The following is a 25,642-nucleotide window of genomic DNA, read 5'->3' on the forward strand; positions in this document are numbered from 1 at the left end:
TTCGGGGCTATTTCAGCCCCGTCTTTTGGTGATGCGGCGATTTAGCTCCGGATCTAACTCCCTGTGAATTTCGCTACCATTTCCGGCGGAAACGGTGCCGATTTCAGCTTGTCGGGGTTAACGGGATCGCGGCCGACCAGGACGCGGGTCTCAAAACCTTCGATGGCAAGTGCCTCGCCCTTATAGACATTGTGCTTCACCTCGAAGCTCGAGCGCTTGATGCTCTCGATCTTCGTCTCGATGGTGATCCAGTCGCCATAGGTCGAGGGGATGTAGAACTTGGACCGCGTATCGACCATGGGGATGCCCACTAGGCCGTATTTGCGGACCAGATCCTGCTTGGAGAACCCGGCGACCTCGAACAGGGTCGACGTCGAATCGTCGAACATCGCGAAATAGCGCGGGTAGTAGACGATATTGGCGGGGTCGCAGTCGCCCCACTGGATCTGGACCTCGCGCCGGTTCACGAACATGCGGGGCTCTTACTTCGGCGCCATGCGCAGCGAGCCGTCGAGGCGCACCACCTCGCCGTTGAGATAGGAGTTCTCGACCATGTGCAGCGCGAGCGCGGCGAATTCGTCGGCGTGGCCGAGCCGGCGCGGGAAGGGGATCGCGGCGGCGAGCGAGTCCTGGGCTTCCTGCGGCAGGTTGGCCAGCAACGGCGTCAGGAACAGGCCGGGCGCGATCGTCAGCACGCGAACGCCGAACTGGGCCAGCTCGCGCGCGATCGGCAGCGTCATGCCGACGATGCCGCCCTTGGAAGCCGAATAAGCCGACTGGCCGATCTGGCCGTCATAGGCGGCAACCGAGGCCGTGTTGATGATGACGCCGCGCTCGCCGCTCGCCTGCGGCTCGAGCTTGGACATCTCCGTCGCGGCGAGGCGCAACATGTTGAAAGTGCCGATCAGGTTGACCTTGATCACCTTGTCGAAATCGGCGAGCGCCATCGGACCGTCACGGCCGACGACGCGCTTCGCAACGCCGATGCCGGCGCAGTTGACCAGCACCCGGGCCGGGCCATGAGCCTTGGTCGCCTGCGCGATCGCGGCTTCAGCGGAGGCGGCATCGGAGACGTCGCAGGTCACGGCCACGCCCTTGATTTCGGCGGCAACGGTCTCCGCGAGCTTGGTGTTGAGATCGCACACCGCGACCCTGGCGCCCTGCGCCGCCAGCTTTCGCGCGGTGGCGGCGCCCAGTCCCGATGCGCCGCCGGTCACGATCGCTGCCTGATCCTTTAACAACATGGCGTTCTCCTTCATTGATTTCTTAGCGAACCGATATCACACGGTCGGATGGATTGGCAGCGTAGAGCTCCTCGATCAGCGCTCCGCGATGCTCGAGCACCGCGCGCTGGTTGATCGAGCCCTTGTCGGTAACCTCGCCCTTGTCGATCGACAGTGGCGCGTCCAGCAGGATCGCACGCGTGATCCGCGTCGAGGAGCCGGTGGCCGAGGCAAGAAACTGGTTCAGTCGCTCGCGGAATGCTTCGCGCACCAGCCGGTCCCGGGCGGTCACGGTGAGATCGTCCGCCGGCAGCGTCGGGTTGATCAGCCGGCAACCGTCGAGATCGAGCAGCACCAGCGCGGAGACCTCGTCGCGGTTGATGCCGGCGATGACGACGTCGCGCACCAGCGGCGCGCAGGCGGCGACGAAGCGCGCACGCAGCGGACCGACGCTGACCCAGGTGCCGCTCGCGAGCTTGAAATCCTCGCTGACGCGGCCGTCGAAATCGAAGCCGGCGTTGAGATCATCGGGATCGGCGGGCTTGAGCGCATCGCCCATCTTGTAAAATCCTTCCTCGTCGAAGGATTTTGCGGTGATGTCGGGCTGACGCCAGTAGCCGGGCATCACGTTCGGGCCCTTGGCACGAACCTCCATCTTGCCGTTGTTCGGCACCAGCTTGGCGTCGTTGCCCGACACGGGAAGACCGACATGGCCGGAGCGGCTGGTGCGCGGATTCACCGACATGAAGAACGGCGCGGTCTCGGTTGCGCCTAGGCCGGTCAGCATCGGTACGCGATAGCCTTTTTCCTTCACCGCGAGTTCGTCGAGACTGTTCCAGACGAAGGGCGACAGCGCCGCACCCGAGAAGAACATCGCATGCAGCCGGTCGAAGAACTTTGCGCGTAGCCCCTGGTCGTCGCGTAAGTAAGGCAGCAACGACTCGTAGCCCTTGGGCACGTTGAAATAGACCGTCGGCGAAATCTCCTGGAGATTGCGCACCGTCTCCTCGATGCCACCAGGCATCGGCTTGCCGGCGTCGAGATACATCGAGCCGCCATTGTAGAGCGTCAGCCCGATATTGTGGTTGCCGCCAAAGGTGTGGTTCCAGGGCAGCCAGTCGATGATGACGGGCGGCTCGTCCTTGAGGAAGGCAAGCGTCTCGCGCAGCATCACCTGGTTGGCGCAGATCATGCGCTGGGTGTTGATGACGGCCTTTGGATTGCCAGTCGAGCCCGACGTCAGCAGTAATTTTGCGATCGTGTCGGGACCGATTTTGCCATGCACCGCGTCGAGGTCGCTGCGGACCGGCGTTGCCATGAGGTCGGCGAGCAGCGTGACGTCGCGGCCTGGCACGTGGCCATAGGACGCCGCGATTTCGGTGCCGAGCGAAACATTGGCGGCGAGCGCGTCGGCAAACTTGTCGGCATCCTCGGCGAAAACCAGGCCGGGCGTCAGCAGCTTCATCAGATAAGAGAGCTTGCCGTAATCCTTCGAGACCAGCGAATAGGCCGGCGATACCGGACAGAATGGAATGCCCGCATAGAACGCGCCGAACGCCAGCAGCGCGTGGTCTATCGAATTGCCGGAGAGGATGACGACCGGCCGCTCGGCCGATAGACCGCGCTGGATCAGCGCGGAGGCGATGTGCCGGCTCGCCGTGAGCAGTTCGGCATAGGTGATCTTGCGCCAGCCGCGGCCGCCGTCGCGCTCCGCCATGAACACGCGGTCCGGCGTCGTCGTCGCCCAATGATGCAGGCGGTCGGTGATGCGGACGGGATAATCGCCGAGCGGTTGCTTCGGCCGCAAATAGATCGTGCCATCGACGCGACGCTCGATGTCGACGGCGGGATCGCCGAACGAGATCGGCCGCAGCGGAGAATTGCTCGCGCCGCGCTCTGTGCTGGAAGAGGACGGCTGCGTATTCATGACTTCGGCTTTACCTTGGCGGTCTTGTGCTCGAGGAATTCGCGAATCCTGCGTTTTGCCTCTTTGTCGCTCTGCGCGACGGTGGCCATCAGCGATTCCATCAACAGGCCGGTCTGCGGATTGGCCTCCGCGATCATCGGCAGCGCCTGGAGCACGGCGAAATTCGTCAGCGGTGCGTTGGACGCGATCTTGGTCGCGAGCTCCAGCGCCTTGGTGAGGCCGTTACCTGCTTCGGTGACATATTGCGCAAAGCCATAGGACGCGCCCTCGGTCGCGCTATAAACCCGCCCGGTTAGCATCATGTCCATCATGCGCGCGACGCCGATCAACCGCGGCAGCCGCACCGAGCCGCCGCCGCCGACGAAGATACCGCGCTGCCCCTCAGGCAGCGCAAAATACGCTGTGGGCTCGGCGACGCGAATGTGGGCGGAGCAGGCAAGCTCGAGCCCGCCGCCGATCACCGCGCCCTTCAGGGCCGCGATCACGGGCACACGGCTGTACTGGATGCGATCGAACACCCGGTGCCACATCTGCGAATGCAACAGGCCGCCCGTGGCGTCGTGATCTTGCAGTTCGGACAGGTCGAGGCCGGAGGAGAAATGGTCGCCGATGCCGTGGATAACGACGGCGCCGACGTCCTCGGGCAGGGACGCAAAGCATTCGCCGATTTCTAGGATGATGCCGTCGTTGAGCGCATTGCGCTTGGCCGGCCGGTTCAGACCCACGGTCAGAACCCGGTCCACCCTCTCGATCTGAAGCAGTCCGGAGGCGCCCGCGTTAACGGTCTCGGCGTTTCCCTGTACCATTTGCGTCCTTATCAGAATAGTTATGTTGTATAACGAATTTGGGGGGAGTCAATATGGGATGTGGCGGGATATGGCCTCGGAGTATTGACTCGCATGGCGTCTGATCCGGCGGTCAGGGGGCGGGGGCGTGTTGTGACGCACTGCTGTCGCCATACTCTCCGTCATGGCGAGCGAAGCGAAGTAAATCCAGAGTGTCTCCTCGGCGGGATGCTGGATTGCTTCGCTGCGCTCCCAACGACGAGGCGGCGTTGACTCACACCACCTGATGCACGTCGATCACCACCCGGTCCGCGTGACGCGCGGCTGAGGCGACGAAGATGTGCTCCATCAGCCAGCGATACTTCTCGTGCCCCGTCTCGAACTTCGGGACTGTGCGGAAATAGATCAGCTTGGGGTCGACCGGCTCGCCGCGCTTGAGCTTTTGCAGCAGGTCGACCGGGCCGAAGCGCATGCCCTTGTTCTCGACATAGACGATTGCGCCGTCATCGGTCTCGAAGGCGTATTTGGCTTCGAGATCGATCAGCTCGTTGGGGCGGATGGTCTGGAAGTCCGCGCCGAACGGCAACACCTTGCCCGTGATCGCGCCGTTCACCTCGCCGCCGATGATCGGAATGATGCGGCGGACCCCGATGCCGGTCTCGCCGGCGGTGACGACATCGCCGATTTCAGCGACGATGGTGAAGACGTATTTTGTCTCGAGCGTCGGTGTGGTCATCGCTTCACCCTTCAATGCGCCATCATGCGCGTCGGCAACCAGGTCGCCAGCAACGGGAAAGCGATCAAAATCACCAGACGCACCAGGTCGGTCGCCACGAACGGGATCACGCCCTTGAAGATGGTGGAGAAGGAGACGTCCTTCACCACGCTTTTGATCACAAAGACGTTCATGCCGACCGGCGGATGGATCAGGCCGAGCTCGACGGTCATGACGATGATGACGCCGAACCAGATCGGATCGAAGCCGAGATGCGTGATGACCGGGAAGATGATCGGCACGGTCAGGATGATCATCGCCATGGCATCCATCAGGCAGCCGAGCACGAGATACATCAACATGATCAGAGCCAGCACGCCATAGGGGCCTAAGCCCAGGCCGGTGAGGAACTCCGTCACCTTCTGCGGCGTCTGCGTCACCGTGAGGAAATAGCCGAAGATCAGCGCGCCGATCAGGACCGTGAACACGGCCGCTGCCGTGCGCGTCGCCTGCAGCAGCGAGGCCAGCACTTTCTCACGGTCGAGCCGTCCCGTGACGATGCCGATGATGAAAGCACCGGTGGCGCCGACGCCGCCGGCTTCCGTCGGGGTGAAGCGCGGCAGGAACGGCAGGCCGTAAAGGCCGCCGATCACGAACACGAACAGCAGCACCGGCGCCCAGATGTCCTTCAGGCCGGCGAAGCGTTCGCGCCAGGGCAGCACCTTGCCCTTGGGCAGGAAGTCGGGGCGGAAATAGCCGATCAGGAAGATCGTGATCATGTACATCGTCATCGCCAGCAGGCCCGGGATGATGCCGGCGATGAAGAGTTTTCCGATGTCCTGCTCGGTGATGATGCCGTAGACCGCAAGCACGGTGGAGGGCGGCAGCATCGCACCCAGCGTGCCGCCGGCCGCGATCACGCCGGTCGCAAAGGATTGCGGATACCCGAAGCGGCGCATCTCCGGGTAGGCGACCGCCGAGAACGTCGCGGCGGTCGCGACAGACGAGCCGCAGATCGCGGCAAAGCCGCCGCAGGCGCCGACGGTGGCAATGCCGAGACCGCCGCGCAAGTGCCCGACAAAACCGTTGGCGGCGCGGAACAACTCGCGGCTCATGCCGGAATTGCTCACGAAGGAGCCCATCAGCAGAAACATCGGGATGACGCCAAAGGTGTAGTCGGTGACCGTGCGCATCGAGGTTTGGCCGACCAGCTTCAGCGCCGGCGTTGCGCCGACCAGATAGGAGAAGCCGGAGACGCCGACGAGGCCCATCGCCATGCCGACGGGCACGCGCAACAGCATCAACGCGAACAGGGAAACGAAACCGAGAACGGCAACGGCATCGGTGCTCATGATTACTCCGTCGCCTTCAGCTTGGGGTCGTGCATGTCTTCGGGATGGAAGATCAATCGGTAAGTGCGGATCGCGATCAGCAGCACGGCCGAAACGTCGCCGATCCAGGCGATCGCGAAGAACGGCCATGTCGGCATGTGCATGTCGAAGGTCTGGACGTTGTCCTTGTAGGTGCCGCGGACCTTATCGAACAATGTCCAGGTCTGAACGGTGACCACGAACAGCAGCACCAGCGTCGCGAACACGTCGATCCAGCGCTGATAGCGCGGGCCGACATTGCCCCAGACCAGGTCGACCGTGATGTGCGTGCCGCGGTAGGAGGTCGCGGCGATGCCCCAGAAAATGAGGATGCCAAGCAGCATGCGGCCGATATCGAAACTGTCGGGAATCGAATAGTTCAGCGTGTTGCGCAGCAGCACCGACAGGAAGATGTCGAGCGCGACGATGCCGACGAACGCGGCAGCGATCCATTCGATCGAGTCGATGACCCGATCCATCCAGCGCTTCATGGGTGTGTCCTATCGGATGCCGTCATTGTTTGAGCCGGATCCCGCTGCGCACTCCGCCTCTCCCCCGCGTGCGGGTGAGGAGAACTCTCCGCGAGTCCATCTCTCACTATTCTTGCGGTTGCAGCCCCTCACCCCACCCTCTCCCCGTAAGAACGGGGCGAGGGAGAATAGGAACTCGCCGCGACGACACGTGCTACTCCGCCAGCGCGTTGTATTTCTTCAGCGAGGTCTTCAAATCCGCCAGAGCGGCGTCGGGATCGACGCCGGCCTTCTTGGCGCCCTCACCCCATGTCTTGACCAGCGGCTCGGCCGCCTTCTTCCAGGCGGCGGTCTGCTCGGGCGTCAGCTTGTAGACCTCGTGACCTTCTTCCGCCTTCACCTTGTCGATACCGGCATCCTCGAACTTGCCCCAGTGCTCGCCGACAACGCCTGCCATTTCGGTCGAGCAGTTCTTGTCGATCGCGGCCTTCTGCTTGTCGGACATCGCGTCGTATTTGTCCTTGTTCATCACGAACACGAAGGTCGTGCGTGTAGAGCGGGGCCTCCATATGGTACTTCGTCACCTTGTCGATGCCGAACAGCACCAGCGACCCCCACGGGAACGTCACGCCGTCGGCGACGCCGCGCTCGATGATGTCGCGCACTTCAGGTGCCGACGACTGCACGTTGGTGCCGCCGAGTGCGGTGACGAAGTTCGCCATGGTGGCGTGAGCCGGGCGGATCTTCATGCCCTTCACGTCCTCCGGCATCACGATCTTCTTGGTGCGGGAGTGGAAGGAGGAGGGCGAGTGGACGAAGGCGAGGCAGTATTTGACGTCCTTCATCTCCTTCTCGGCATATTTGCGGTACCAGGCGTCGAGCCCCATCGAGCCGCCCTTGGCATCAGAGATCAGGAACGGTAATTCGCCGGCACCGACGATCGGAAAGCGGCCGGGCTGGTAGCCGGGGTTGACGTAAGTTACGTCGGCAATGCCGTCGCGGGCCATGTCGTAATGGTCGAAGGCCTTGCCCAGCTGCTGGGCCGGAAACACCTTGCCCGTGATGGTGCCGCCGGAATCCTTGTTCACCGCGGCCACCCAGTCTTCCAGAGATTTTTGCAACGGATGCGACGCCGGCACCCAATGCGAGACCTTCAGGTCAAAAGTCTTGTCCTGCGCGAACGCAGGCGTCACGCTTGCTGCCAGCAGCAAAGCCAGACAGGCTTTCCTCATCGGTCGTGTCTCCCTCTTTTCGACGGCGGGCTTCGCTGGCCCGGCCTCATTAATTAACATGTTATCTAACTGGACGGCACGTTCAAGCCGGAACTGCCGTCGCGTCGCTTACGTCAGCCATGTTGCATGGATTTTTCGCCGTCAGCGGCGACGCGCACTCCCTTTTGCCCAACCGTTATATGATATAATTATCGCCCGTGGAGCACCGCGACAAGCGAGCCGCCACGAAAACCTACAGGAACGGGAGGAGCAAGTATTGCGGACAAAAGTCGCAATCATCGGGGCCGGGCCGGCAGGATTGTTGCTTGGGCAACTTCTGCATCAATACGGCATCGACAATCTCATTCTGGAGCGGCAGAGCCCGGACTACGTGCTGGGCCGCATCCGCGCCGGCCTCCTGGAGGAGGGAACGGTCGGGCTGCTCGACCAAATCGGCGCCGGCGCGCGGGCGCATGCGGAAGGCCTAGTGCATGAAGGTATCGAACTCGCCTTCGACGGCCGCCGTCATCGCATCGACATGAAGGGCGCGACCGGCAAGACGGTCATGATCTATGGCCAGACCGAGGTCACGCTCGACCTGATGAATGCGCGGCAAGCCGCCGGCCTCACCACCGTCTACGAAGCCAAGGATGTGCAGCCGCACGATTTCGACGGCGGTCACCCGCGCGTAACCTGGGCCAAGGACGGCGTCACCCACACGCTCGATTGCGACTTCATCGCCGGCTGCGACGGCTTTCATGGCGTCAGTCGCGCCAGCGTGCCGGCCTCGGCGATCGAGGAGTTCGAGCGGGTCTATCCATTCGGCTGGCTCGGCATCTTATCCGAGACGCCGCCGGTCAGCCACGAGCTGATCTATTCCAACCATGCCCGCGGCTTTGCGCTCTGCACCATGCGCTCGATGAAGCGCAGCCGGCATTACCTGCAGTGTTCGCTAGACGACCATGTCGATCAATGGCCGGACGATCGCTTCTGGGACGAATTGAAGCGCCGGCTCGACCAGAAGGCTGCCGACAGTCTCGTCACCGGTCCCTCGATCGAGAAGAGCATCGCACCGTTGCGCAGCTTCGTCGCCGAGCCGATGCGGTTCGGCCGGATGTTCTTGTGCGGCGATGCCGCCCACATCGTGCCGCCGACGGGCGCCAAGGGACTGAATTTGGCCGCGAGCGATGCGCATTATCTCGGGAGCGCCTTCCGCGAGTTCTACGACGAGAAAACGAGCGCCGGCATCGACGCTTATTCCGCCAAGGCGCTTGCGCGCGTCTGGAAGGCGGTGCGCTTCTCCTGGTGGATGACCTCGATGCTGCACAAATTCCCCGACACCGGCACCATCGGCGCGCGCATCCAGGTTGCCGAACTGGATTACGTCACACAATCGCAGGCCGCGATGACGTCGTTGTCGGAGAATTATGTGGGGTTGCCGTTTTAGGCGAACCTGTGGCCTCATACTCCGTCATTGCGAGCGAAGCGAAGCAATCCAGAAACTCTCCGCGGTGACAGTCTGGATTGCTTCGTCGCGAGAGCTCCTCGCAATGACGGGAGCATCCATTTCAAACACTCGCGCAAATCTCGTTTAAAACTTTGTAGGCGGTGAAACTGTCATCTACATCGCGTTCAATGGCGGCAACCGACCAACGGACGCGAGGCACGCATGACCGACACCGCCATCCCCGACGGCTTCGAGCCGTTGTCCCGCAAGAGTCCGCTTACCGAACCCTGGGAGCCGATCTACGCAAAGAAAGCTGAGAGAGCCGTCATGATCGGCCTTCGTCTGGCAAGGCCGCACACCAACGGTCGTGGCCTGATCCACGGCGGCCTCATCGCCGCGCTTGCCGACAACGCCATGGGCTACAGCTGCGCGCAGACGACGAACTGGACGACGTCATTCGTGACGGTCTCGCTCTCGATCGATTTTGTCGGCTCGGCCGCGATCGGCCAGTGGTGTTCGATCGAGAGCGACGTGATCAAGACCGGCAAGACGATCTGCTTCGCGCAGAGCCTGATCAAGGCCGACGGCGTTGTGATCGCGCGTGCCAGCGGGACGTTCCGCGTGGTGCCGAAGCCTACCCAAACCCCCACTCCGTCGTCTCCACCACGAGATCGATGAACGCGCGCACCTTGGCCGAGAGCAGGCGCGAGGTCGGGTAGACGATGTGGATCGGCAGCGCGAGCTGCTCGTATTTCGCCAGCACGATCTTCAGCCGCCCACGCTTCAGGCCCTCGGCGGCCTGATAGGCCAGCACGCGCGTGATGCCGCCGCCGGATTCGGCATATTGCAGGGCGGCGTCGGCGCTGTTGCTGATGAAGCGCGGAGACGGCGTCACCTCGAAATCTTGGCCGTCGCGCAGGAAGCGCCACGCGATCGAAGGGCCGAACAGGATGATCTGGTGCTCCAGCAGGGCTTCCGGCGTCCTCGGCTCGCCGTGGCGCTTCAGGTAGCCGGGCGTGGCCACCACGATCCGCCGCATCTCGCCGACCTGGCGCGCGACCAGCGAGGAATCGGCGAGATGACCGATCCGGACCGCGGCGTCGACGGCATCTTCCACCAGGTTGACGAGATTATCCGAGAGCCTGAGTTCGCCGGTGACATCGGGATAGCGCTTGAGATAGTCGGTCATGACCGGGCTGACATGCAGCCGGCCGAAGCCAACCGGGGCCGACACCACGAGACGTCCGCTCGGGCGGTTGCGCTCCTCCCGCGCGGAGCCGTCGGCCTCCTCGACGTCGGCGAGAATCCGTCGGGCGCGTTCCAGATAACGCGTGCCGACGTCGGTCAATCTCACCTGCCGCGTGGTCCGCTGCAGCAACCGTGCGCCGAGATGATCCTCGAGCGCCGCGATCGTCCGCGTCACCGCCGACGGCGACAGGCGCAGCTTGCGCGCGGCCGGCGCAAAGCCGCGCAGATCGGCGACGGTGACGAAGACATGCATGGCTTCCAGGCGGTCCATGGGCATTATTGCATAGACTGCAACGATGAAGTGTCAACAGGTCCGATTGTTTTGATGGCCGGAGGGGCCATCTTGGCCGCGAGAAGACGCAGAGATGCGCCGGGATTTCAGGAGATGTTCCGATGAGTGCGGCCCATACCTATGCCAGCGACGTCGCCTTCACCCCCGCGGTGAAGGCGATCCAGGCGCGCAAGGGCTCTCGGGAGGCCTATGGCCGCGCCGAGCAGCGCGGCTGGCGCACCGAGGTCGACGAAAACCTCGAGGCCTTCCTCGCCGATGCCAACAGCTTCTATTTCGCCACCGCCTCGGCCGACGGCCAGCCCTATATCCAGCATCGCGGCGGCCCGAAGGGGCTTCTCAAGGTGCTGGACAAGCGGACGCTCGCCTTCGCCGACTATGCCGGTAACCAGCAATATTTGACCCAAGGCAATCTCTCGGAGAATCCCAAGGCCTACATTTTCGTGATGGACTACGCGCATCGCCGCCGGGTGAAGATCTGGGGTGAGGCGCGGGTGGTCGAGGACGACGCTGCGCTGACGGACGCGCTGATGCCGAAGGGCTATCGTGCCAGGCCCGAGCAGGTGATCATGTTCAAGATCGCGGCCTGGGATACCAACTGTCCGCAGCACATTCCGCAGAAGTTCGATGCCGGGGATGTGGCGGCGGCGTTGGCTGCGCGGGACCAGCGGATTGCGGAGCTCGAGGCGCAGGTTGCGGCGCTGAAGGGGCAGGCGGAGGTAGAAGAGAGCTAATCGTCGACGTCGTCCTGCGTGCGGCCGAACAGGTGCACGATCCCCGGCGTTGCGATCGTCACGAACACGAAGCGCGAGAGGTGATGGGCGCCGACGAAGATCGGGTCGATGTGCAGCGTCAGCGCCAGCGCCAGCATCGCGTCCATCGCGCCCGGCGCGTAGGCCACGACGACATCGGAGATTTTCACCTCCGTCTGAGCGCAACGATTCCGACGAAGATGGCGGAGACGGCGACTGCCACCGCGAACGAGCCCAGCGCGGCGTTGATGTGGCCGGCGAGGGTCTTGATCTGCATCCGGGCAAAACGGCTGCCGATCAGCGCGCCGATGCCGACCAGCGCGACGCCGCGCACCCAGTTCGGCAGGCCGCCCTCGACCCAGCCCGCGCCATGCAGGACACTGGAGGCGATCATCGCGCCAAACATCCAGCTCGCCGGAAACTTGATCAGCCGCAGCAGGAGCGATGCCGCCAGCGAGGCGGCGACCAGCTCCAGAAGATCGAGCGGCGAGGCAATCGCCGTCGTCAGCGACGGCGCGACGGAGGGCGCAACACCCGCGATTGCCAGCACCATCGGCAGGGCCGCGGTCAGGATGATCACGCGCATGGTCTGCACCACCGCGATGCCCGGCAGGTCGGCACCACGCTCGACCGCCAAGATCGAGATCTGTGACAGCGCGCCGGGGCTGCCGGCGAGGAAGGCGGAGGTGCGGTCCCAGCCGTGGATGCGCTGGAGGTAATAGCTCGAACCAAAGGTCGAGCAGAACGTCGCGAGCGCCAACAGCCCGATGGTGAGCGGGTAGGCGCTGACCTGCTGGATCAAATGGCGCGAAACCACGGAGCCGAGCGAAATGCCGAGCAGCACCAGCACAGTTTGGGTCAGCAGCGGCGGTACCGAAAGCTGGCGTCCGGCAATCGCGGCGATCCCGACCGCGATCATCGAGCCCGAGATCAACCCGCCCGGAAGGCCCGCGGCCAGGAAGGCCAGACCGCCGGAGGCGCCGATGGCGAGCGTCTCCGCAGTGCTCAAGATCTTGGCACGGCTCGGCCATTCGAACGGCAGGGAGGCGCTGATTTGCTTCACGCCGCCTTATCGCAAATCGGCGAGAGGTGCACAATTGCAGGCTCGTCATGCCGCAATGCGTGCGCCTCTCGCCAAAGGCGAGGGAAGGATTCTGAGGGATTTACTTCTTGTCGGCGGCAGGGGCGGGCGCAGCGCCGGCCTTGGCGGTCTTGATGCAATCGGAGCGGAATTTCTTGCGCTCCTTGCCGTGCAGGCCCTTGGCGTCTGCCTGCTTGGAGCATTCGAGCGATTCGGCCGAATGCTCCTTCGGCGCCTTCTTGTCGGTGGTGGTGGCGGCATCGGTCTTTGCGGCCGGCGCGGCGGTCTGCGCGAAGGCAGTGCCGGTGGCGAACAGGGAGGCGATCGCGACGACGGCGAGACGGGAGGCGAGGGTCATGATGGGCTCTTCTTGCGAGAGTTGCGGAGGAGCGCGAACGTCGGCCCGCCTTGCTGAACGCCACATGAATAACCCTGAACGACGCGATCACTATATTTTAGCGCCAAGCAGCATCACTTCCTTGTCGGACGTCCCCGGCGCGCTAGGATAGCAGTCCTCGTTTTGCTTTCCTGAGGGAGACCAAGGATGACCATTCAAGCCAAATTGTTGTGTGCGATTGCGGTGTCTGGCGTTGCCGCGCTGGTGGCGAGCGCGCCGGCTCAGGCGTTGACCTCGCAAGAGTGCAGCGCGAAATATCAGGCCGCCAAGAAAGACGGCTCACTCGGCACCATGAAGTGGAATGACTTCCGCAAGGCCCAGTGCGGCGCCGATGCAACGCCCGCTGCCGCGCCGACCGCGGCCGCGCCTTCGCCTGCTGCCGAGCCGAAGCAGGCCAAGAAGGAGGCAGCCCCCGCTGCTGCTCCGGCGCCGACCCTGCCGGCCGGCCCTGCGATCTTCCCGAACGCGGTCGATGCAAAGTACGCCAAGGAGAGCGCCGGCAAGGCTCGCCTCCATACCTGCGTCGACCAGTACAACGCCAACAAGGCCACCAACGGCAATGGCGGCATGAAGTGGATCGAGAAGGGCGGCGGCTATTACAGCGAATGCAACAAGAAGCTGAAGGGCGCCGCCTGAGCTTCGATGTGATGCGACGGCCGGAGCAAAGCTCCGGCCATTTTGCTCAGCCCAACAGTTTCTCGGCCGATTTCGTCACGAGTTGCGACCGCTTGCGCGGGCCACGCTCGACGAACAAAAGGCTCTGGCCGAAGATGAAGCAATAGAACAGGAAAGCCTGCGCCTCGGCCTCCTCGGCCTCCAGGCCGGTCGCGCGATAGAGCTCGGCAACGTGCTTGAGCCGCGCCGCATCCACGCTCGCCACCGCCGCAGCGGCGCTCTGGTCGGAGCGGGCCCACTGCCGGATCGCGAGCTCGATCGCCATGCCCTCCGGATTGAGCCGCTCGGAATAGAGCTGGATCACCGCCCTCAGCCGCTCGCGGGGCTGGTGCCCGTCCAGGCTGGTCTGCTCCGCAATGGATGCCGAGCGTCCTTCGCGCCAGTGCACCAGCATGGCCTCGAGCAGCGCGGCGCGGTCGGCGAAGCGGCGGTAGAAGCCGCCCTTGGTAACGCCCAAATTCTTGGCGAGCACCTCGACCCGCACCCCCTCGACACCAGCGCGGGCGAGCTCGGTAAACCCTGCCTCGACCCAGATATCGCCCTTGCCGTCGTTCATGAAGGTTGCCTCACCGGCTTTCGATACGGCACCGTATTGCTAACGCGTCCCGTGTTTGGTACGCTACCGTATCAACAAAGGGCAGGAAAGGGCAGGGAAATGCCATGGCTGCGTTCGAGCCGAAAAATCCTGGCTATCGTGCGGCGGCCGTCGCGATGTTCGAACGGCAGCCGGCGATGCGCACACTTGACATCGTGATCGTCCGTCTCGCGCCGGGTGAGGTCGAACTGGCCATGCTGCATTCGCCCGGATTCACGCAGCAGAATGGCTTTATCCATGGCGGTATCATCACTGCGGGGCTCGATAACGCCTGTGGCGTCGCCGCCTTCACGCTGATGCCGTCCGAAGCCGATATCCTTACGGTCGAGTTCAAGACCACGCTGCTCGCCCCCGCCCGCGGCGAGCGTTTTGTGTTCAAGGCCGAGGTGGTCAAGCCTGGCCGCACCTTGACCTTCTGCGAGGGGAAGGCGGTTGCCGAGCACGAGGGCAAAACCACGCTGATCGCCACCACGAACGGAACGCTGATGGCGATGCTGCCCCGCGTTGCGGCTTCGCACGAACCGCGCGCGCCCCGCGTTTAGCGGCAATTGATAAGCCCTGCGACGCATCCCTTGATGCCTCGTGACTATTGGTCGATGCGACCACGGAAACGGTGGCGCGATGACATCGCCCCCGCGACACTCTATACGAGGCGTAACACTTCCCGGTTCCGAGCCGTAATTGCGGTGATGGGACCGAAACGGGACGAGATATGGCTGGATTCAGGACTAACGGCCTTGGGCCGACGCGCCGCGCGGCGCTGACGCTGATCGGAGCAGGCGCCTTCGCGGCTGGCGGTATGACCTTGGCGCGTGCAGCCAGCGGTGATGACGAAGTGCTCACCGAAGCCAAGGTGCTGCGCGATCCGACGTTCCGTTGCCGGCAATCCCGATGGCAACATCAGCATCATCGAGTGGTCCGACTACAATTGTCCCTATTGCCGCAAACTCGAGCCCGAGTTGCGCCAGGTCATTCAGGACGACGGCAAGGTCAGGCTGGTCTTGAAAGACTGGCCGATCCTCGGACCCGTGTCGGTGACGGCTGCCCGGATCGCGCTTGCCGCGAAATTCCAGGACAAATACCACCAGGCCCATGACGCCATGATGGGCGTCAGCTCGCGCCTGACCGAGTCGCGCATCAACGAGCTGCTCGCGGCCGCCGGCGTCGACATGGATCGCCTCAAGCGCGACCTCACCGCCCACGCCAAGGATATCGACACGATCCTCAAGCGCAACAATGACCAGGCTGAAGCGTTCGGCTTCCGCGGCACGCCGTCCTTCATCGTCGGCAAGTACCGCGTGCCCGGGGTGCTCAGCATGGCCGAGTTCGAGCAGGTCATCGCCGATGCCCGCAAAGCCAAGATGAACTGACGCGCAGCCAGCCGATCGCAGCCAACACAAAGGCGCCGCCGCGGACCCGCGGCGGCGCCTGTTCATGTCTGGTCGATAGAGATTACTTCGACGAAATCCGGACCCAGTCCGCGCGATCCTGCAGCGCATTCCAGTCGGCCTTCGCGACATCCCAGTTCACGATGGTGCGATTGGCAGTCGCGACCTCGCCGTTGGCGACGGACGACGTCTGCATGGAGTCATAGACGTACACGCCGCAGCCGAGCAGCAGCGCGCCCAAAATCATTCCGAAAAAAGTCTGCATGGCGAACCTCCGGTGACGGGCGGATAACGTCGGGCCCGGAGTGATGGTTCCGCGACAGTGCGGCGCGGTTAAGGACACTTCGTTCATCCCCGATTCAGCCATTGCAGCAGCTCCGCGTTGATCTCGCGGGGATAGGTGTGGCTGAGGTCGTCGATTTCGCGGTATGTGACATCGGCGCCGGCGGCCGTGAGTGTCGCTTGCGTCTGCCGTGCAGTCTGCACCGGAAACATCCAGTCGAGCTTGCCGTGGGTGATGAAGATCGGCAGGCGCCGTAGCCGCGTTGCGTCCGCTATCTCCGCCATCAGTGGATGGAAGGTCGCGGACACCGGCGCAAGGTGGGTGAATGGCGAAGCACCGTCGAGACCGCTGACATAGCTGAAGGTGCCGCCGTCGCTCATGCCGGTCAGCAGCAGGCGCGAGGCATCGATGCTCCAGCGGCCGTGCACGGTTTCGAGGATGCGCATGAGATTGGGCGTGTCGGTGTCGTCGCCCATCAGTGCCCAGGTCTGTCCCGTCGCAGTCGGCGCCACCAGGATCGCGCCCATGCTGCGGGCATCACGCAACCAGCTCCACAGAAATCCGCGTCCGTTGCCGTTGCCGCCATGCAGCGCCATCACCAGAGGCCAGCTGCGATCGGGCGTATAGTATTCGGGAACATAGATCGAGAAGCCGCCGCGGCTGCCGGGCTCGTTGTGATCGTGGAAGATGCCGGTGTCCTCGCTGGCACTGACGTCCAGCCGCGCCAGCAGCTCACCGTTCTCGCGATTGGCGCTGTTGAGGAAGAAGTTGCTCACCGGCGGAAATTGCAGCGATAGTGGATACAGCGCCTCCTGTGCGCGCGGCACATGGCGCAGCGCGCGGAACACCGCGACGAGATCGCCGTTGCCGCGCTCGACCTCGCGGATGCCGGCGAAGGCGGCGAGCGCCTCATTGCAGGCGCGATCGAGCCGCTCGCGCAGTCCGGCGAATTGCTCCGGCCACGCGCCGATTGCTGCCTGTGCTGGCCGAAGTGCATCGTCGGGTGCGCCGATGGCGTTCATCACCGCGGCGAAGGCCGGTGGATGCAGATGCCGCTGGAAGAAGCCGAGCGCTTCGAGCGCGTTGAGCAACGGCGGCAGCACGGCCACGATGTCGTCGACCACGGCCTCGGTCATTGCCGATTCCTTTGCTCGGATCAGTGCAGCTTCGGTGCCTTCAGAAGCTTGAAGCGGTCGGTCGACGTCACGGTGACGTCGAAGGTGACGCCTTCATGATGCACGGTGAGCGGCACGTCGACGCCGGCAGGGCCGAGGCTCCACATCTTCTTGTAGAACGCCGTTTGGCTCGTGACCTTGTCGCCGTCCACGGCAAGAATGATGTCGTCGGTCTTGAGCTCGGCGCGGGCCGCGGGACTGTTGGCGGAGATCCCGATCACCACCACGCGGTTGTCGATCTCGGTCGAATAGAGTCCCAGCCACGGACGTGCCGGCTTGTTGACGCGGCCGAACTTGCGGAGGTCGTCGAGGATCGGCTTCAACAGGTCGATCGGCACGATCATGTTGACATGTTCGGCCTTGCCGTCGCGTTCTCGCTCGAGCTGGAGCGAGCCGATGCCGATCAGCTCGCCTCGTTCATTGATCAGTCCGGTGCCACCCCAATTCGGATGGGCGGGATAGGTGAACAATGCCTCGTCGAGCAGATACTCCCAGTAGCCGGCGAATTCCTGCTTGGCGACGATCTGGCTTGCGACCGATCGCGTCCGTCCCCCGGCGCCACCGACCACGACGCGGTCGCCGAGCCGGGTCTCCGCTGACGAGCCGAGCGGCAGCGGCTCGATATCGAGCCGGCCGAGCGCCTGCACCAGGCCGAAGCCGGTAACGGCATCGAAGCCGAGCACATGTCCTTCCACCACGCGCCCGTCGCCGAGGTGAAGCCAGACCGATTCGGCCTCGGTGATGAGATAGCCGATGGTGAGCACCAGCCCGTCGTCGATGACGACGCCGTTGCCGGCGCGCTCGGTGCCGAGCGTTTCGGCGCTGAAGGCGTCCGGCGGGATGATGGCGTGCAGGCCGACGACGGCGGCGAGCGCACGGTCGAGATCGAAGCCGTAGTCGCTCGCACGCGGCTGATTGGCCGGCGGCACTCTCCATTCGGTCAATGCGGGCATGGAGTTCTCCTGGCTGAGAGCATCGCTCCGCCATGGCTGCGGAACGATGCGCGAAGCAAGCATAATTTAGGCCGGAGGAGGCCGTCTTGAAAGACTTGACGGCAACTATTCCAGATCTCGCGCCGCCGATTTCCGAAGATGACAGAAATTGTTCGCCCAAATTCCGCCGGCAGCCCCCCAATCCGGCATCGGTCGCATGGCTGGTGTCCCGCGGGATGCTAGGCGGGGTTCAATGAAGCTGCTAACCATTGCGGCTTCGTTTGACCAAGAGATCACGGACGAAGCAATGGACAATCGCAGCGACATCTGGCGTGGCATCGATACGATCAAGGGACGTTTCATCGATCTCAGCGATAAGATCTGGGGCATGCCCGAAGTCTGCTACACCGAAGCGCGTTCCGCCGCCGAGCACCTCGCTGAGCTGCGTCACCAGGGTTTCCGTATCACCGAGAACGTGGCGGGCATTCCGACCGCTGTGATGGGCGAATGGGGCGAGGGCGGTCCGGTCATCGCCTTCATGGGCGAATATGACGCGCTGCCGGGCCTCAGCCAGGAGGCTGGCGTTGCCGAGCATCGTCCGGTCGAGACCGGCGGCCACGGCCATGGCTGTGGTCACAATCTGCTCGGTTCCGCGGCGCTGCTTGCCGCCACGGCGGTCAAGGACTGGCTCGCCGAGAACAAGGTGCCCGGTCGCGTGCGCTACTACGGCTGCCCGGCGGAAGAGGGCGGCGCGGCCAAGGCCTTCATGGTGCGCTCCGGCGCGTTCGAGGATGCCGACATCGCCATCACCTGGCATCCGCACAGTTTCTGGGAAGTCGCGGTGACGCCCTCGCTCGCCAACACCCGCGCCGACTTCATCTTCACTGGCCGCACCTCGCACGCGGCGGCTTCGCCCCATCTCGGCCGCTCCGCGCTCGACGCGGTGGAGCTGATGAATGTCGGCGTGAACTACATGCGCGAGCACATGCCGAGCGATGCGCGCGTGCACTACGCGCTGCTCGACACCGGCGGCATTGCGCCCAACGTGGTGCAGGCCCATGCCCGCGTGCGCTATTCCATTCGCGCCCGCGATCTCCCCGGCATGAACGAGCTGGTCGGGCGCGTCAGCAAGATCGCGGAAGGGGCGGCCTTGATGACCGAGACCAAGGTCGAGATGAAGATCATCTCCGCGGTCTCCAACATCCTGCCGAACACGCCGCTGGAGCAGGCGCTGCATCGGGTCATGGAAGAGCTCGGGCCGCCGCATTTTGACGACGCCGACAAGGGCTTTGCCAGCCAGATCCGCGCGACGCTGACCGACAAGGACATCGCATCGGTCTATTACGCAATCGGCATGGAGCCGACCGAACGGCCGCTCGCCGACTTCCTGGTGCCGCTCGACGCCAAGCGCAATCCGCTGGTTGGCTCCACGGATGTCGGCGATGTGAGCTGGGTGGTGCCGACCGTGCAGGTTCACGCACCAACGGTTGCGATCGGCACGCCGTTCCACACCTGGCAGGTGGTCGCACAGGGCAAGAGCCCGCATGCCCACAAGGCCATGGTGCAGGCGGCCAAGGCCATGGCCGGCCTTGGTATCAAAGCGTTGACAGAACCGGAACTGATCAAGGCCGCGAAGGCCGATCTCACGAAGCGGACGACCAAGACGCCTTATGTCTGCCCGCTGCCGGACCACGTCGCGCCGCCGCTCGATATGTCCGTGGCGTAGAATTCCGTCTCGATACTTCGTCTGATCTGGAGAACAAATTTTTCGCAGTGCAACTTGGTTTCCGGCGGATTTTGACGCGGGAATGCCAAACCCTTGGGCTGCGGAAGCAAGTTTTGCTCAACAGACAGCCAGAAGACCGTTTGCACACACACGGTCGCAGTTGACGCGCGGCCTATTCAGTGTGCCATCTACCGCCAGCCAAAGCCGGGCGGCCGCCGCGCGGCCGCCTGCATCCATACTGGAACCAGACGGGGACAACCATGCTGGATAAAGAACTACGTTCAATGATCGGTGAGGTGGCCAATGGCCGCATGGATCGACGCGCCTTCATTAAGCGCATGGCCGCGGTCGGCCTGACCGCGCCACTGGCAAACCAAATCCTCGCGCTGGGCGGGGTCGCCATGGCAGAAGGTGCCTCGACCTATAAGCCGACCAAGCGTGGTGGCGGCGGCGCACTGAAGCTGTTGTGGTGGCAGGGGCCGACCCTGCTCAACCCGCATTTTGCCACCGGCACCAAGGACCAGGACGGCTCGCGCCTGTTCTACGAGCCGCTGGCCTGCTGGGACCCCGACGGCAACATGAAGCTGGTACTGGCGGCCGAAATCCCGTCGATCGCAAACGGCGGGCTCGCTGCCGACGGCAAGTCGGTGACCTGGAAGCTGAAACCCGGCATCAAATGGCACGACGGCAAGCCGTTCACCGCTGATGACGTCGTGTTCAACTGGGAATATTCCAGGGATCCCGCAACCTCCGCGCTGACCATCAGCACGTATCGGGATATCACGGTCGAGAAGGTGGACGATCTCACGGTTCGGATTCTCTTCAACAAACCGACGCCGTTCTGGGCCGACGCTTTTGTCGGCGCGCCCAACACCCTCATCCCCAAACATTTGTTCGCCGACTACAAGGGCGCCAAATCCCGCGAGGCTCCGGCGAATCTCGCGCCGGTCGGCACCGGCCCCTACAAGTTCGTCGAGTTCAAGCCGGGCGATCTCGTTCGCGGCGTGCTCAATCCTGACTATCACATGGCGAACCGTCCCTATTTCGATCTGATCGAGATGAAGGGCGGCGGCGATGCCGTCTCTGCCGCGCGCGCGGTGATCCAGACCGGTGAATATGATTTCGGCTGGAACATCCAGGTCGAGGACGACGTGCTCCTGCGCCTGGAGAAGGGCGGCAAGGGAAAGACGGTTTACGCGGTCGGCGGAGACACCGAGTTCATCGCACTGAACTTCACCGACCCGAACACCGAGGTCGACGGCGAACGCTCCTCGATCAAGACCAAGCACCCGCTGTTTTCTGATCCGGCGGTGCGCAAGGCGCTATCGCTGCTGGTCGATCGCGAGTCCGTCAAGAAGGCGATCTACGGCCGCGCCGGCCGCACCACCGCCAACTTCCTCAACGGTCCCGAAAAATTCGTGTCCAAGAACACGACGTGGGAGTTCAGCGTCGAGAAGGCCTCGAAGATCCTGGACGATGCCGGCTGGAAGCCCGGCGCGGACGGCATCCGCGAGAAGGACGGCAAGAAGCTGAAGCTTCTCTACCAGACTTCGATCAACGGGCCCCGCCAAAAGACCCAAGCCATCGTCAAGCAGGCCTGCCAGAAGGCCGGAATCGAAGTCGAGCTGAAGTCGGTCGTGGCGTCCGTGTTCTTTTCCTCAGACGTCGCCAATCCCGATACCTACGCGCATTTTTACGCCGACATGGAGATGTTCCAGATTCCGCTGAGCCAGCCTGACCCGTCGCAGCACATGCGTCGCTATCTTTCGAACCTTGTCGCTACCAAGGAGAACAAGTGGCAGGGCACGAACTTCCCGCGGTGGGTCAACAAGGAGTACGACGCGACCATTGAGGCCGCCGACGGCGAGATGGACCCGGTCAAACGCGCGGCGCTCTACATCAAGGCCAACGACCTCATGTACCAGGACACCGTGTTCATCCCGGTGCAGCATCGCCTGAAGGTGGAAGCTGCCGCCAACAACCTGGTATGCGTTATCAGCGGCTGGGCGAACGAGACCGACAATCTGTTCGACTGGTACCGGGAGGCATGATCGCGCGGGCGTAGGCAGGGTCTTTCCCTATGAGTCAATATGTCCTGCGTCGCCTGGTGATCGCGATTCCGAGCCTGCTCGGCATCTCCCTGGTGCTGTTCGTCGTACTGGCGTTGGCGCCCGGCGATCCTTTCTCGGAACTGGCAACCAACCCGAACGTGCCGCCCGAAGTCGCTCTCGCGCTTCGGGCCAAGTTCGGTCTCGATGACCCCATCTATCTTCGCTATTTGCACTGGCTCAACGCCATGCTGCACGGCGACTGGGGCTTCTCCTTTGTCAGCCGGATGAACGTCGACACCCTCATCCTGCAGCGCCTGCCGGCCACGCTCTACGTGATCGGCTCGGCGCAGATCCTGGCGCTGCTGATTGCGATTCCCGTCGGCGTTTATGCGGCGACAAAGCCCTATTCGCTGTTCGACCAGGTCGCGAATACGCTCGCTTTCGTCGGCTTCTCGCTGCCGACCTTCTTCACCGGGATCCTGTTCATCCTGATCTTCTCGGTCACCCTGGATTGGCTGCCCTTCGTCTACACCACCGACATCAAGGCCACCGGCATCCATTATGTGCTCGAAATGATCCGGCAGGCGATCATGCCGGTGGCGGTGCTCGGGCTTTTCCAGGCGGCGTCGATGACGCGCTTCGTGCGATCGGCGATGCTCGACGTCATCCGGCTCGACTACGTCACCACGGCGCGCGCCAAGGGCCTCGGGCAGGCCAAGGTCATCGTCAAGCATGTGATGCGCAACGCCATGATTCCGGTGGTCACGCTGATCGCGCTGCAGATGCCTGCGGTGTTCGGCGGCGCCATCGTCACGGAGCAGATCTTTCGCATTCCCGGCATCGGCTCGCTGCTGATCTCCTCCATTCTCTCCAATGACACCCCGGTCGTGATGGCCGTGACTTTCGTGTTCGCCTGTCTGGTGGTGCTCTTCAATCTGATCGCGGATGTGCTGTATGGCTGGCTTGACCCTCGCATCTCCCTCCGCTAGGCGGGGCATCTACTCGCCCTGGCGCGAGACCTGGCGGCGCTTCAGCCGCCACAAGCTCGCCGTCGTCAGCGCGTTCCTGCTTCTCATCCTGATTCTTGCCGTAGTGACCGGTCCCTTCATCTGGCGTGTTTCGATCAACGACATCGATATCGTGGCAGGCATGCAGGGGCCGTCGCTAGCTCATCCGTTCGGCACCGACGATCTTGGTCAGGACATTCTGGCGCGCATGATTTATGGCGGCCGCATCTCACTCGCCGTTGGGCTCGCCGCGATGCTGGTGTCGGTGTTCATCGGCACGCTGATCGGCGCGCTCGCCGGCATGTCGCGCGGCGCGCTCGGGCACGGATTGATGTGGCTCACCGACCTCTTTCTGTCGCTGCCGCAGCTGCCGCTGCTTCTGCTGCTGATCTATCTCTTCCGCGACGGGTTGAAACAGGTGTTCGGCCCCGAGGGCGGCATCTTCATCCTGATCGTCCTCGTGATCGGCGGTTTGCGCTGGATGCCGGTGGCGCGCCTCGTGCGTGCGCAGTTCCTGTCGATCCGCGAGAAGGAGTTCGTCGAGGCCGCACGGGCGCTTGGTGCGAGTCCTGTGCGGCAGGTGGTGAAGCACATCCTGCCCAATGCGCTCGGCCCGGTGATCATCGCCGGCACCATTGACGTTGCCGCCGCGATCATCGCGGAATCGACGCTGTCCTTCCTCGGCCTCGGTTTTCCGCCGGATACCCCGACCTGGGGCCGGCTGCTGTACGATGCCAAGGACTTCCTCGACATCGGTCCGCACTGGGCCTTGTTTCCGGGCGGCGCGATCTTCATCGCGGTGGTCGCCATCAACTTCATCGGCGACGGCCTGCGTGATGCGCTCGACGCGCGGCGGGTGATCTGATGGCGCCGCTGCTCGAGATCAAAGGTCTCAAGACCCACTTCTCCACCGACGACGGCATTTTGCAAGCTGTCGATGGCGTCGACATCTCCATCAACAAGGGCGAGACGCTCTGCGTCGTCGGCGAGTCCGGTTGCGGCAAGACCGTCACCGCGATGTCGATCCTGAAGCTGATTGCGATGCCGCCGGGCCGGATCGCGGCCGGCGAGATCATCTTCGAGGGCCGCGATCTGGTGCCGCTGACGAGCAGCCAGCTCGACGAGGTCAGGGCCAAGGAGATCGGCTTCATCTTCCAGGAGCCGATGACCTCGCTCAATCCGGTGCTGACGATCGGCGAGCAGATCGCCGAGAGTCTGCGCCGCCACGAGAACGTCACCAGGAAACAGGCACTCGATCGCACCATCGAAATGCTGAAGCTGGTCCAGATCCCCAACGCCGAAGGCCGCGTGCACAACTATCCGCACCAGTTCTCCGGCGGCATGCGTCAGCGCGTCATGATCGCGATGGCGCTCGCCTGCAAGCCCAAGCTGATCATTGCCGACGAGCCGACCACCGCGCTCGACGTCACCATCCAGGCGCAGATCCTCGACCTGCTCCAGGACATGAAGGAACGTTTCGGCATGGCGGTGATGCTGATCACCCACGCCATGGGTGTCGTCGCCGAGACGGCGCAGCGTGTCGTCGTGATGTATGCCGGCAAGGTGGTGGAGGAGGCCGATGTCGACGCTCTCTTCGCCGATCCGGGCCATCCCTACACGCAGGGCCTGATCCGCTCGATCCCGCGCATCGATCTCGACAGCGCGCATAAGACCCGGCTCGAGGCGATCGGCGGTTCGGTGCCGATCCTGATCAATCCGCCGGTCGGCTGCCGTTTTGCGCCGCGCTGCAAGTTTGCCATGGACGTCTGCACCAAGAAGGAGCCGCTGCTGCGCCAGATCGCGCCCGGCCATCGCATGGCCTGCCATCTGGGAGATGCGCAGTTGGGAGACGCGGCAGGAGCACTGGCATGAGCGAACCCCTGCTCCGCGTCACCGGCCTGAAGAAATATTTTCCCGTGCTCGGCGGCCTGCTGTCGCGCCAGGTCGGCACCGTCTATGCGGTCGACGGCGTGTCGTTCTCGGTCAATCGCGGCGAGACGCTCGGGCTCGTCGGAGAGTCCGGTTGCGGCAAGTCGACCACCGGGCGCTGCGTGCTGCGCCTGATCGAGCCGACCGACGGTGAGGTCGTGTTCGACGGCCAGGACGTCGGCAAGCTCGGCGGCAATGATTTGCGCGCGATGCGGCGGAACATGCAGCTCGTGTTCCAGGATCCGTTCGCCTCGCTCAATCCGCGCATGACGGTCGGCTCCATTCTCGGCGAAGCCCTCATTATTCATAAGCTTGGGTCAACGGCCAAGGAGCGTGAGGAACGCGTCGCAAGCCTGCTCGTGAAGGTCGGCCTCAAGGCCGAGCACATGCGCCGCTATCCGCACGAGTTCTCCGGCGGCCAGCGCCAGCGCATCGTGATCGCGCGTGCGCTCGCGGTCGAGCCGAAGCTGATCGTCTGCGACGAGCCGGTGTCCGCGCTCGACGTCTCGATCCAGGCGCAGGTCATCAACCTCCTGGAAGATCTCCAGGCCGAGTTGAATCTCACCTATCTCTTCGTTGCGCACGACCTCTCGGTCGTCGAGCACATTTCCGACCGCGTCGCGGTGATGTATCTCGGCCGCATCGTCGAATTGGCAAAGGCGAGCGACCTCTATCGCAATCCGCAGCATCCCTACACCAAGGCGCTGCTCTCCGCCGTGCCGGTGCCGGATCCCAGGCTCAAGCGCAACCGCATCCGCCTCAAGGGCGACGTGCCAAGCCCGATGAAGCCGCCGGCAGGCTGTCACTTTCACACCCGTTGCCCGATCGCCCAGCCGCGCTGCGCGGAAAGTGCGCCGGAACTGAAGGAAGGGGCGGGCGGGCATTTCGTGGCGTGCCATCTGGCCTGAGTTGCGCGGTGCAAAGGTCATCGGAGGCCTTGATCCCAAGAGGCCGGCCGGCGTAGGG

The 25,642-nt window shown here is 63.7% G+C and carries 24 protein-coding genes and 3 pseudogenes; 12 read left to right on the forward strand and 15 right to left on the reverse strand.

Annotation, left to right across the window (positions count from 1 at the left end; translation table 11 throughout):
• Window positions 1-53: 53 nt before the first annotated feature.
• The 8 genes and pseudogenes from ACTGJ9_RS08585 to ACTGJ9_RS08620 all read right to left on the reverse strand — a co-directional run bounded on the left by ACTGJ9_RS08585 (window position 54) and on the right by ACTGJ9_RS08620 (window position 7,722).
• Entirely contained in the window at window positions 54-473 is a 420-nt protein-coding gene (locus ACTGJ9_RS08585; protein ID WP_456676707.1) for an acyl-CoA thioesterase, read from the reverse strand.
• A 9-nt stretch (window positions 474-482) separates the two neighbouring features.
• On the reverse strand, window positions 483-1,244 hold the full coding sequence (locus ACTGJ9_RS08590; protein ID WP_354084120.1) for an SDR family NAD(P)-dependent oxidoreductase: 762 nt from the start codon (window positions 1,242-1,244) through the stop codon (window positions 483-485).
• A gap of 22 nt (window positions 1,245-1,266) precedes the next feature.
• On the reverse strand, window positions 1,267-3,150 hold the full coding sequence (locus ACTGJ9_RS08595; protein ID WP_456676708.1) for a feruloyl-CoA synthase: 1,884 nt from the start codon (window positions 3,148-3,150) through the stop codon (window positions 1,267-1,269).
• Entirely contained in the window at window positions 3,147-3,956 is an 810-nt protein-coding gene (locus ACTGJ9_RS08600; RefSeq protein ID WP_456676709.1) for a crotonase/enoyl-CoA hydratase family protein, read from the reverse strand. Before ACTGJ9_RS08600 ends, ACTGJ9_RS08595 begins: the two co-directional genes overlap by 4 nt.
• Before the next feature lie 253 nt (window positions 3,957-4,209).
• Window positions 4,210-4,671: a DUF3237 domain-containing protein gene (locus tag ACTGJ9_RS08605; RefSeq protein ID WP_456676710.1), complete on the reverse strand. Its 462-nt coding sequence runs from the start codon at window positions 4,669-4,671 to the stop codon at window positions 4,210-4,212.
• Window positions 4,672-4,682: 11 nt separating this feature from the next.
• A complete protein-coding gene (locus ACTGJ9_RS08610; protein WP_456676711.1) occupies window positions 4,683-6,002 on the reverse strand; it encodes a TRAP transporter large permease in 1,320 nt (439 codons plus the stop codon).
• A 2-nt stretch (window positions 6,003-6,004) separates the two neighbouring features.
• A complete protein-coding gene (locus tag ACTGJ9_RS08615; protein WP_148751638.1) occupies window positions 6,005-6,511 on the reverse strand; it encodes a TRAP transporter small permease in 507 nt (168 codons plus the stop codon).
• Window positions 6,512-6,704: 193 nt separating this feature from the next.
• Window positions 6,705-7,722, reverse strand: a pseudogene (locus ACTGJ9_RS08620) (TRAP transporter substrate-binding protein).
• A gap of 256 nt (window positions 7,723-7,978) precedes the next feature.
• Between ACTGJ9_RS08620 and pobA the strand changes: the two are divergent.
• Window positions 7,979-9,148, forward strand: coding sequence for a 4-hydroxybenzoate 3-monooxygenase (gene pobA / locus ACTGJ9_RS08625; RefSeq protein ID WP_456676712.1), 1,170 nt, complete (start codon window positions 7,979-7,981; stop codon window positions 9,146-9,148).
• Window positions 9,149-9,370: 222 nt separating this feature from the next.
• Window positions 9,371-9,826, forward strand: a complete 456-nt coding sequence (locus tag ACTGJ9_RS08630) for a PaaI family thioesterase (protein ID WP_456676713.1) — start codon at window positions 9,371-9,373, stop codon at window positions 9,824-9,826.
• Here ACTGJ9_RS08630 and ACTGJ9_RS08635 read toward each other — a convergent pair.
• Window positions 9,783-10,667, reverse strand: coding sequence for a LysR family transcriptional regulator (locus tag ACTGJ9_RS08635; protein ID WP_456676714.1), 885 nt, complete (start codon window positions 10,665-10,667; stop codon window positions 9,783-9,785). The two genes, ACTGJ9_RS08630 and ACTGJ9_RS08635, sit on opposite strands and share 44 nt — an antisense overlap.
• A gap of 122 nt (window positions 10,668-10,789) precedes the next feature.
• On the opposite strand from ACTGJ9_RS08635, the gene ACTGJ9_RS08640 reads away from it, so the two are divergent.
• A complete protein-coding gene (locus tag ACTGJ9_RS08640) occupies window positions 10,790-11,419 on the forward strand; it encodes a pyridoxamine 5'-phosphate oxidase family protein (RefSeq protein ID WP_456676715.1) in 630 nt (209 codons plus the stop codon).
• Here the strand turns inward: ACTGJ9_RS08640 and ACTGJ9_RS08645 are convergent.
• Both ACTGJ9_RS08645 and ACTGJ9_RS08650 read right to left on the reverse strand, forming a co-directional pair.
• Window positions 11,416-12,500, reverse strand: a pseudogene (locus ACTGJ9_RS08645) (AbrB family transcriptional regulator). The gene ACTGJ9_RS08640 and the pseudogene ACTGJ9_RS08645 overlap by 4 nt on opposite strands.
• Before the next feature lie 100 nt (window positions 12,501-12,600).
• A complete protein-coding gene (locus ACTGJ9_RS08650; RefSeq protein ID WP_456676716.1) occupies window positions 12,601-12,876 on the reverse strand; it encodes a PsiF family protein in 276 nt (91 codons plus the stop codon).
• A 186-nt stretch (window positions 12,877-13,062) separates the two neighbouring features.
• Between ACTGJ9_RS08650 and ACTGJ9_RS08655 the strand changes: the two genes are divergently transcribed.
• Window positions 13,063-13,551 (forward strand): hypothetical protein, encoded by a 489-nt coding sequence (locus ACTGJ9_RS08655; RefSeq protein ID WP_456676717.1) that lies wholly within the window; start codon window positions 13,063-13,065, stop codon window positions 13,549-13,551.
• 46 nt (window positions 13,552-13,597) lie between these two features.
• Here ACTGJ9_RS08655 and ACTGJ9_RS08660 read toward each other — a convergent pair whose 3' ends face one another.
• On the reverse strand, window positions 13,598-14,146 hold the full coding sequence (locus ACTGJ9_RS08660) for a TetR/AcrR family transcriptional regulator (protein ID WP_456676718.1): 549 nt from the start codon (window positions 14,144-14,146) through the stop codon (window positions 13,598-13,600).
• Between the two features lie 104 nt (window positions 14,147-14,250).
• Between ACTGJ9_RS08660 and ACTGJ9_RS08665 the strand changes: the two genes are divergently transcribed.
• Both ACTGJ9_RS08665 and ACTGJ9_RS08670 read left to right on the forward strand, forming a co-directional pair.
• Entirely contained in the window at window positions 14,251-14,727 is a 477-nt protein-coding gene (locus tag ACTGJ9_RS08665; protein ID WP_456676719.1) for a PaaI family thioesterase, read from the forward strand.
• 170 nt (window positions 14,728-14,897) lie between these two features.
• Window positions 14,898-15,555: pseudogene (locus ACTGJ9_RS08670) on the forward strand (DsbA family protein).
• An 82-nt stretch (window positions 15,556-15,637) separates the two neighbouring features.
• Here the strand turns inward: ACTGJ9_RS08670 and ACTGJ9_RS08675 are convergent.
• The 3 genes from ACTGJ9_RS08675 to ACTGJ9_RS08685 all read right to left on the reverse strand — a co-directional run bounded on the left by ACTGJ9_RS08675 (window position 15,638) and on the right by ACTGJ9_RS08685 (window position 17,984).
• Entirely contained in the window at window positions 15,638-15,838 is a 201-nt protein-coding gene (locus tag ACTGJ9_RS08675) for a hypothetical protein (RefSeq protein WP_456676720.1), read from the reverse strand.
• An 83-nt stretch (window positions 15,839-15,921) separates the two neighbouring features.
• Window positions 15,922-16,992: a carboxylesterase family protein gene (locus tag ACTGJ9_RS08680; RefSeq protein ID WP_456676721.1), complete on the reverse strand. Its 1,071-nt coding sequence runs from the start codon at window positions 16,990-16,992 to the stop codon at window positions 15,922-15,924.
• A 20-nt stretch (window positions 16,993-17,012) separates the two neighbouring features.
• A complete protein-coding gene (locus ACTGJ9_RS08685) occupies window positions 17,013-17,984 on the reverse strand; it encodes a S1C family serine protease (RefSeq protein ID WP_456676722.1) in 972 nt (323 codons plus the stop codon).
• Between the two features lie 286 nt (window positions 17,985-18,270).
• Between ACTGJ9_RS08685 and ACTGJ9_RS08690 the strand changes: the two genes are divergently transcribed.
• The 6 genes from ACTGJ9_RS08690 to ACTGJ9_RS08715 all read left to right on the forward strand — a co-directional run bounded on the left by ACTGJ9_RS08690 (window position 18,271) and on the right by ACTGJ9_RS08715 (window position 25,584).
• The gene (locus tag ACTGJ9_RS08690; RefSeq protein ID WP_456676723.1) at window positions 18,271-19,689 is read left to right on the forward strand and encodes a M20 family metallopeptidase; all 1,419 of its coding nucleotides are present in this window, start codon (window positions 18,271-18,273) and stop codon (window positions 19,687-19,689) included.
• Between the two features lie 260 nt (window positions 19,690-19,949).
• A complete protein-coding gene (locus tag ACTGJ9_RS08695; protein WP_456676724.1) occupies window positions 19,950-21,740 on the forward strand; it encodes a peptide ABC transporter substrate-binding protein in 1,791 nt (596 codons plus the stop codon).
• Window positions 21,741-21,769: 29 nt separating this feature from the next.
• The gene (locus ACTGJ9_RS08700; protein ID WP_456676725.1) at window positions 21,770-22,729 is read left to right on the forward strand and encodes an ABC transporter permease; all 960 of its coding nucleotides are present in this window, start codon (window positions 21,770-21,772) and stop codon (window positions 22,727-22,729) included.
• Window positions 22,695-23,612, forward strand: a complete 918-nt coding sequence (locus ACTGJ9_RS08705; RefSeq protein ID WP_456676726.1) for an ABC transporter permease — start codon at window positions 22,695-22,697, stop codon at window positions 23,610-23,612. The genes ACTGJ9_RS08700 and ACTGJ9_RS08705 overlap by 35 nt, the downstream gene beginning before the upstream one ends.
• The gene (locus ACTGJ9_RS08710) at window positions 23,612-24,619 is read left to right on the forward strand and encodes an ABC transporter ATP-binding protein (protein WP_456676727.1); all 1,008 of its coding nucleotides are present in this window, start codon (window positions 23,612-23,614) and stop codon (window positions 24,617-24,619) included. Before ACTGJ9_RS08705 ends, ACTGJ9_RS08710 begins: the two co-directional genes overlap by 1 nt.
• Window positions 24,616-25,584, forward strand: coding sequence for an ABC transporter ATP-binding protein (locus ACTGJ9_RS08715; RefSeq protein WP_456676728.1), 969 nt, complete (start codon window positions 24,616-24,618; stop codon window positions 25,582-25,584). The genes ACTGJ9_RS08710 and ACTGJ9_RS08715 overlap by 4 nt, the downstream gene beginning before the upstream one ends.
• Window positions 25,585-25,642: the final 58 nt, after the last annotated feature.

Source organism: Bradyrhizobium sp. RDM12 (assembly GCF_051917485.1).
In the GTDB taxonomy this organism is placed as follows: domain Bacteria; phylum Pseudomonadota; class Alphaproteobacteria; order Rhizobiales; family Xanthobacteraceae; genus Bradyrhizobium.

Coding starts and splice junctions, on each gene's coding strand:
- ACTGJ9_RS08585 (WP_456676707.1), bottom strand. CDS start 473: ATGTTCGTGAACCGGCGCGAGGTCCAGATCCAGTGGGGCGACTGCGAC.
- ACTGJ9_RS08590 (WP_354084120.1), bottom strand. CDS start 1,244: ATGTTGTTAAAGGATCAGGCAGCGATCGTGACCGGCGGCGCATCGGGA.
- ACTGJ9_RS08595 (WP_456676708.1), bottom strand. CDS start 3,150: ATGAATACGCAGCCGTCCTCTTCCAGCACAGAGCGCGGCGCGAGCAAT.
- ACTGJ9_RS08600 (WP_456676709.1), bottom strand. CDS start 3,956: ATGGTACAGGGAAACGCCGAGACCGTTAACGCGGGCGCCTCCGGACTG.
- ACTGJ9_RS08605 (WP_456676710.1), bottom strand. CDS start 4,671: ATGACCACACCGACGCTCGAGACAAAATACGTCTTCACCATCGTCGCT.
- ACTGJ9_RS08610 (WP_456676711.1), bottom strand. CDS start 6,002: ATGAGCACCGATGCCGTTGCCGTTCTCGGTTTCGTTTCCCTGTTCGCG.
- ACTGJ9_RS08615 (WP_148751638.1), bottom strand. CDS start 6,511: ATGAAGCGCTGGATGGATCGGGTCATCGACTCGATCGAATGGATCGCT.
- ACTGJ9_RS08630 (WP_456676713.1), top strand. CDS start 9,371: ATGACCGACACCGCCATCCCCGACGGCTTCGAGCCGTTGTCCCGCAAG.
- ACTGJ9_RS08635 (WP_456676714.1), bottom strand. CDS start 10,667: ATGGACCGCCTGGAAGCCATGCATGTCTTCGTCACCGTCGCCGATCTG.
- ACTGJ9_RS08640 (WP_456676715.1), top strand. CDS start 10,790: ATGAGTGCGGCCCATACCTATGCCAGCGACGTCGCCTTCACCCCCGCG.
- ACTGJ9_RS08650 (WP_456676716.1), bottom strand. CDS start 12,876: ATGACCCTCGCCTCCCGTCTCGCCGTCGTCGCGATCGCCTCCCTGTTC.
- ACTGJ9_RS08655 (WP_456676717.1), top strand. CDS start 13,063: ATGACCATTCAAGCCAAATTGTTGTGTGCGATTGCGGTGTCTGGCGTT.
- ACTGJ9_RS08660 (WP_456676718.1), bottom strand. CDS start 14,146: ATGAACGACGGCAAGGGCGATATCTGGGTCGAGGCAGGGTTTACCGAG.
- ACTGJ9_RS08665 (WP_456676719.1), top strand. CDS start 14,251: ATGGCTGCGTTCGAGCCGAAAAATCCTGGCTATCGTGCGGCGGCCGTC.
- ACTGJ9_RS08675 (WP_456676720.1), bottom strand. CDS start 15,838: ATGCAGACTTTTTTCGGAATGATTTTGGGCGCGCTGCTGCTCGGCTGC.
- ACTGJ9_RS08680 (WP_456676721.1), bottom strand. CDS start 16,992: ATGACCGAGGCCGTGGTCGACGACATCGTGGCCGTGCTGCCGCCGTTG.
- ACTGJ9_RS08685 (WP_456676722.1), bottom strand. CDS start 17,984: ATGCCCGCATTGACCGAATGGAGAGTGCCGCCGGCCAATCAGCCGCGT.
- ACTGJ9_RS08690 (WP_456676723.1), top strand. CDS start 18,271: ATGGACAATCGCAGCGACATCTGGCGTGGCATCGATACGATCAAGGGA.
- ACTGJ9_RS08695 (WP_456676724.1), top strand. CDS start 19,950: ATGCTGGATAAAGAACTACGTTCAATGATCGGTGAGGTGGCCAATGGC.
- ACTGJ9_RS08700 (WP_456676725.1), top strand. CDS start 21,770: ATGAGTCAATATGTCCTGCGTCGCCTGGTGATCGCGATTCCGAGCCTG.
- ACTGJ9_RS08705 (WP_456676726.1), top strand. CDS start 22,695: ATGGCTGGCTTGACCCTCGCATCTCCCTCCGCTAGGCGGGGCATCTAC.
- ACTGJ9_RS08710 (WP_456676727.1), top strand. CDS start 23,612: ATGGCGCCGCTGCTCGAGATCAAAGGTCTCAAGACCCACTTCTCCACC.
- ACTGJ9_RS08715 (WP_456676728.1), top strand. CDS start 24,616: ATGAGCGAACCCCTGCTCCGCGTCACCGGCCTGAAGAAATATTTTCCC.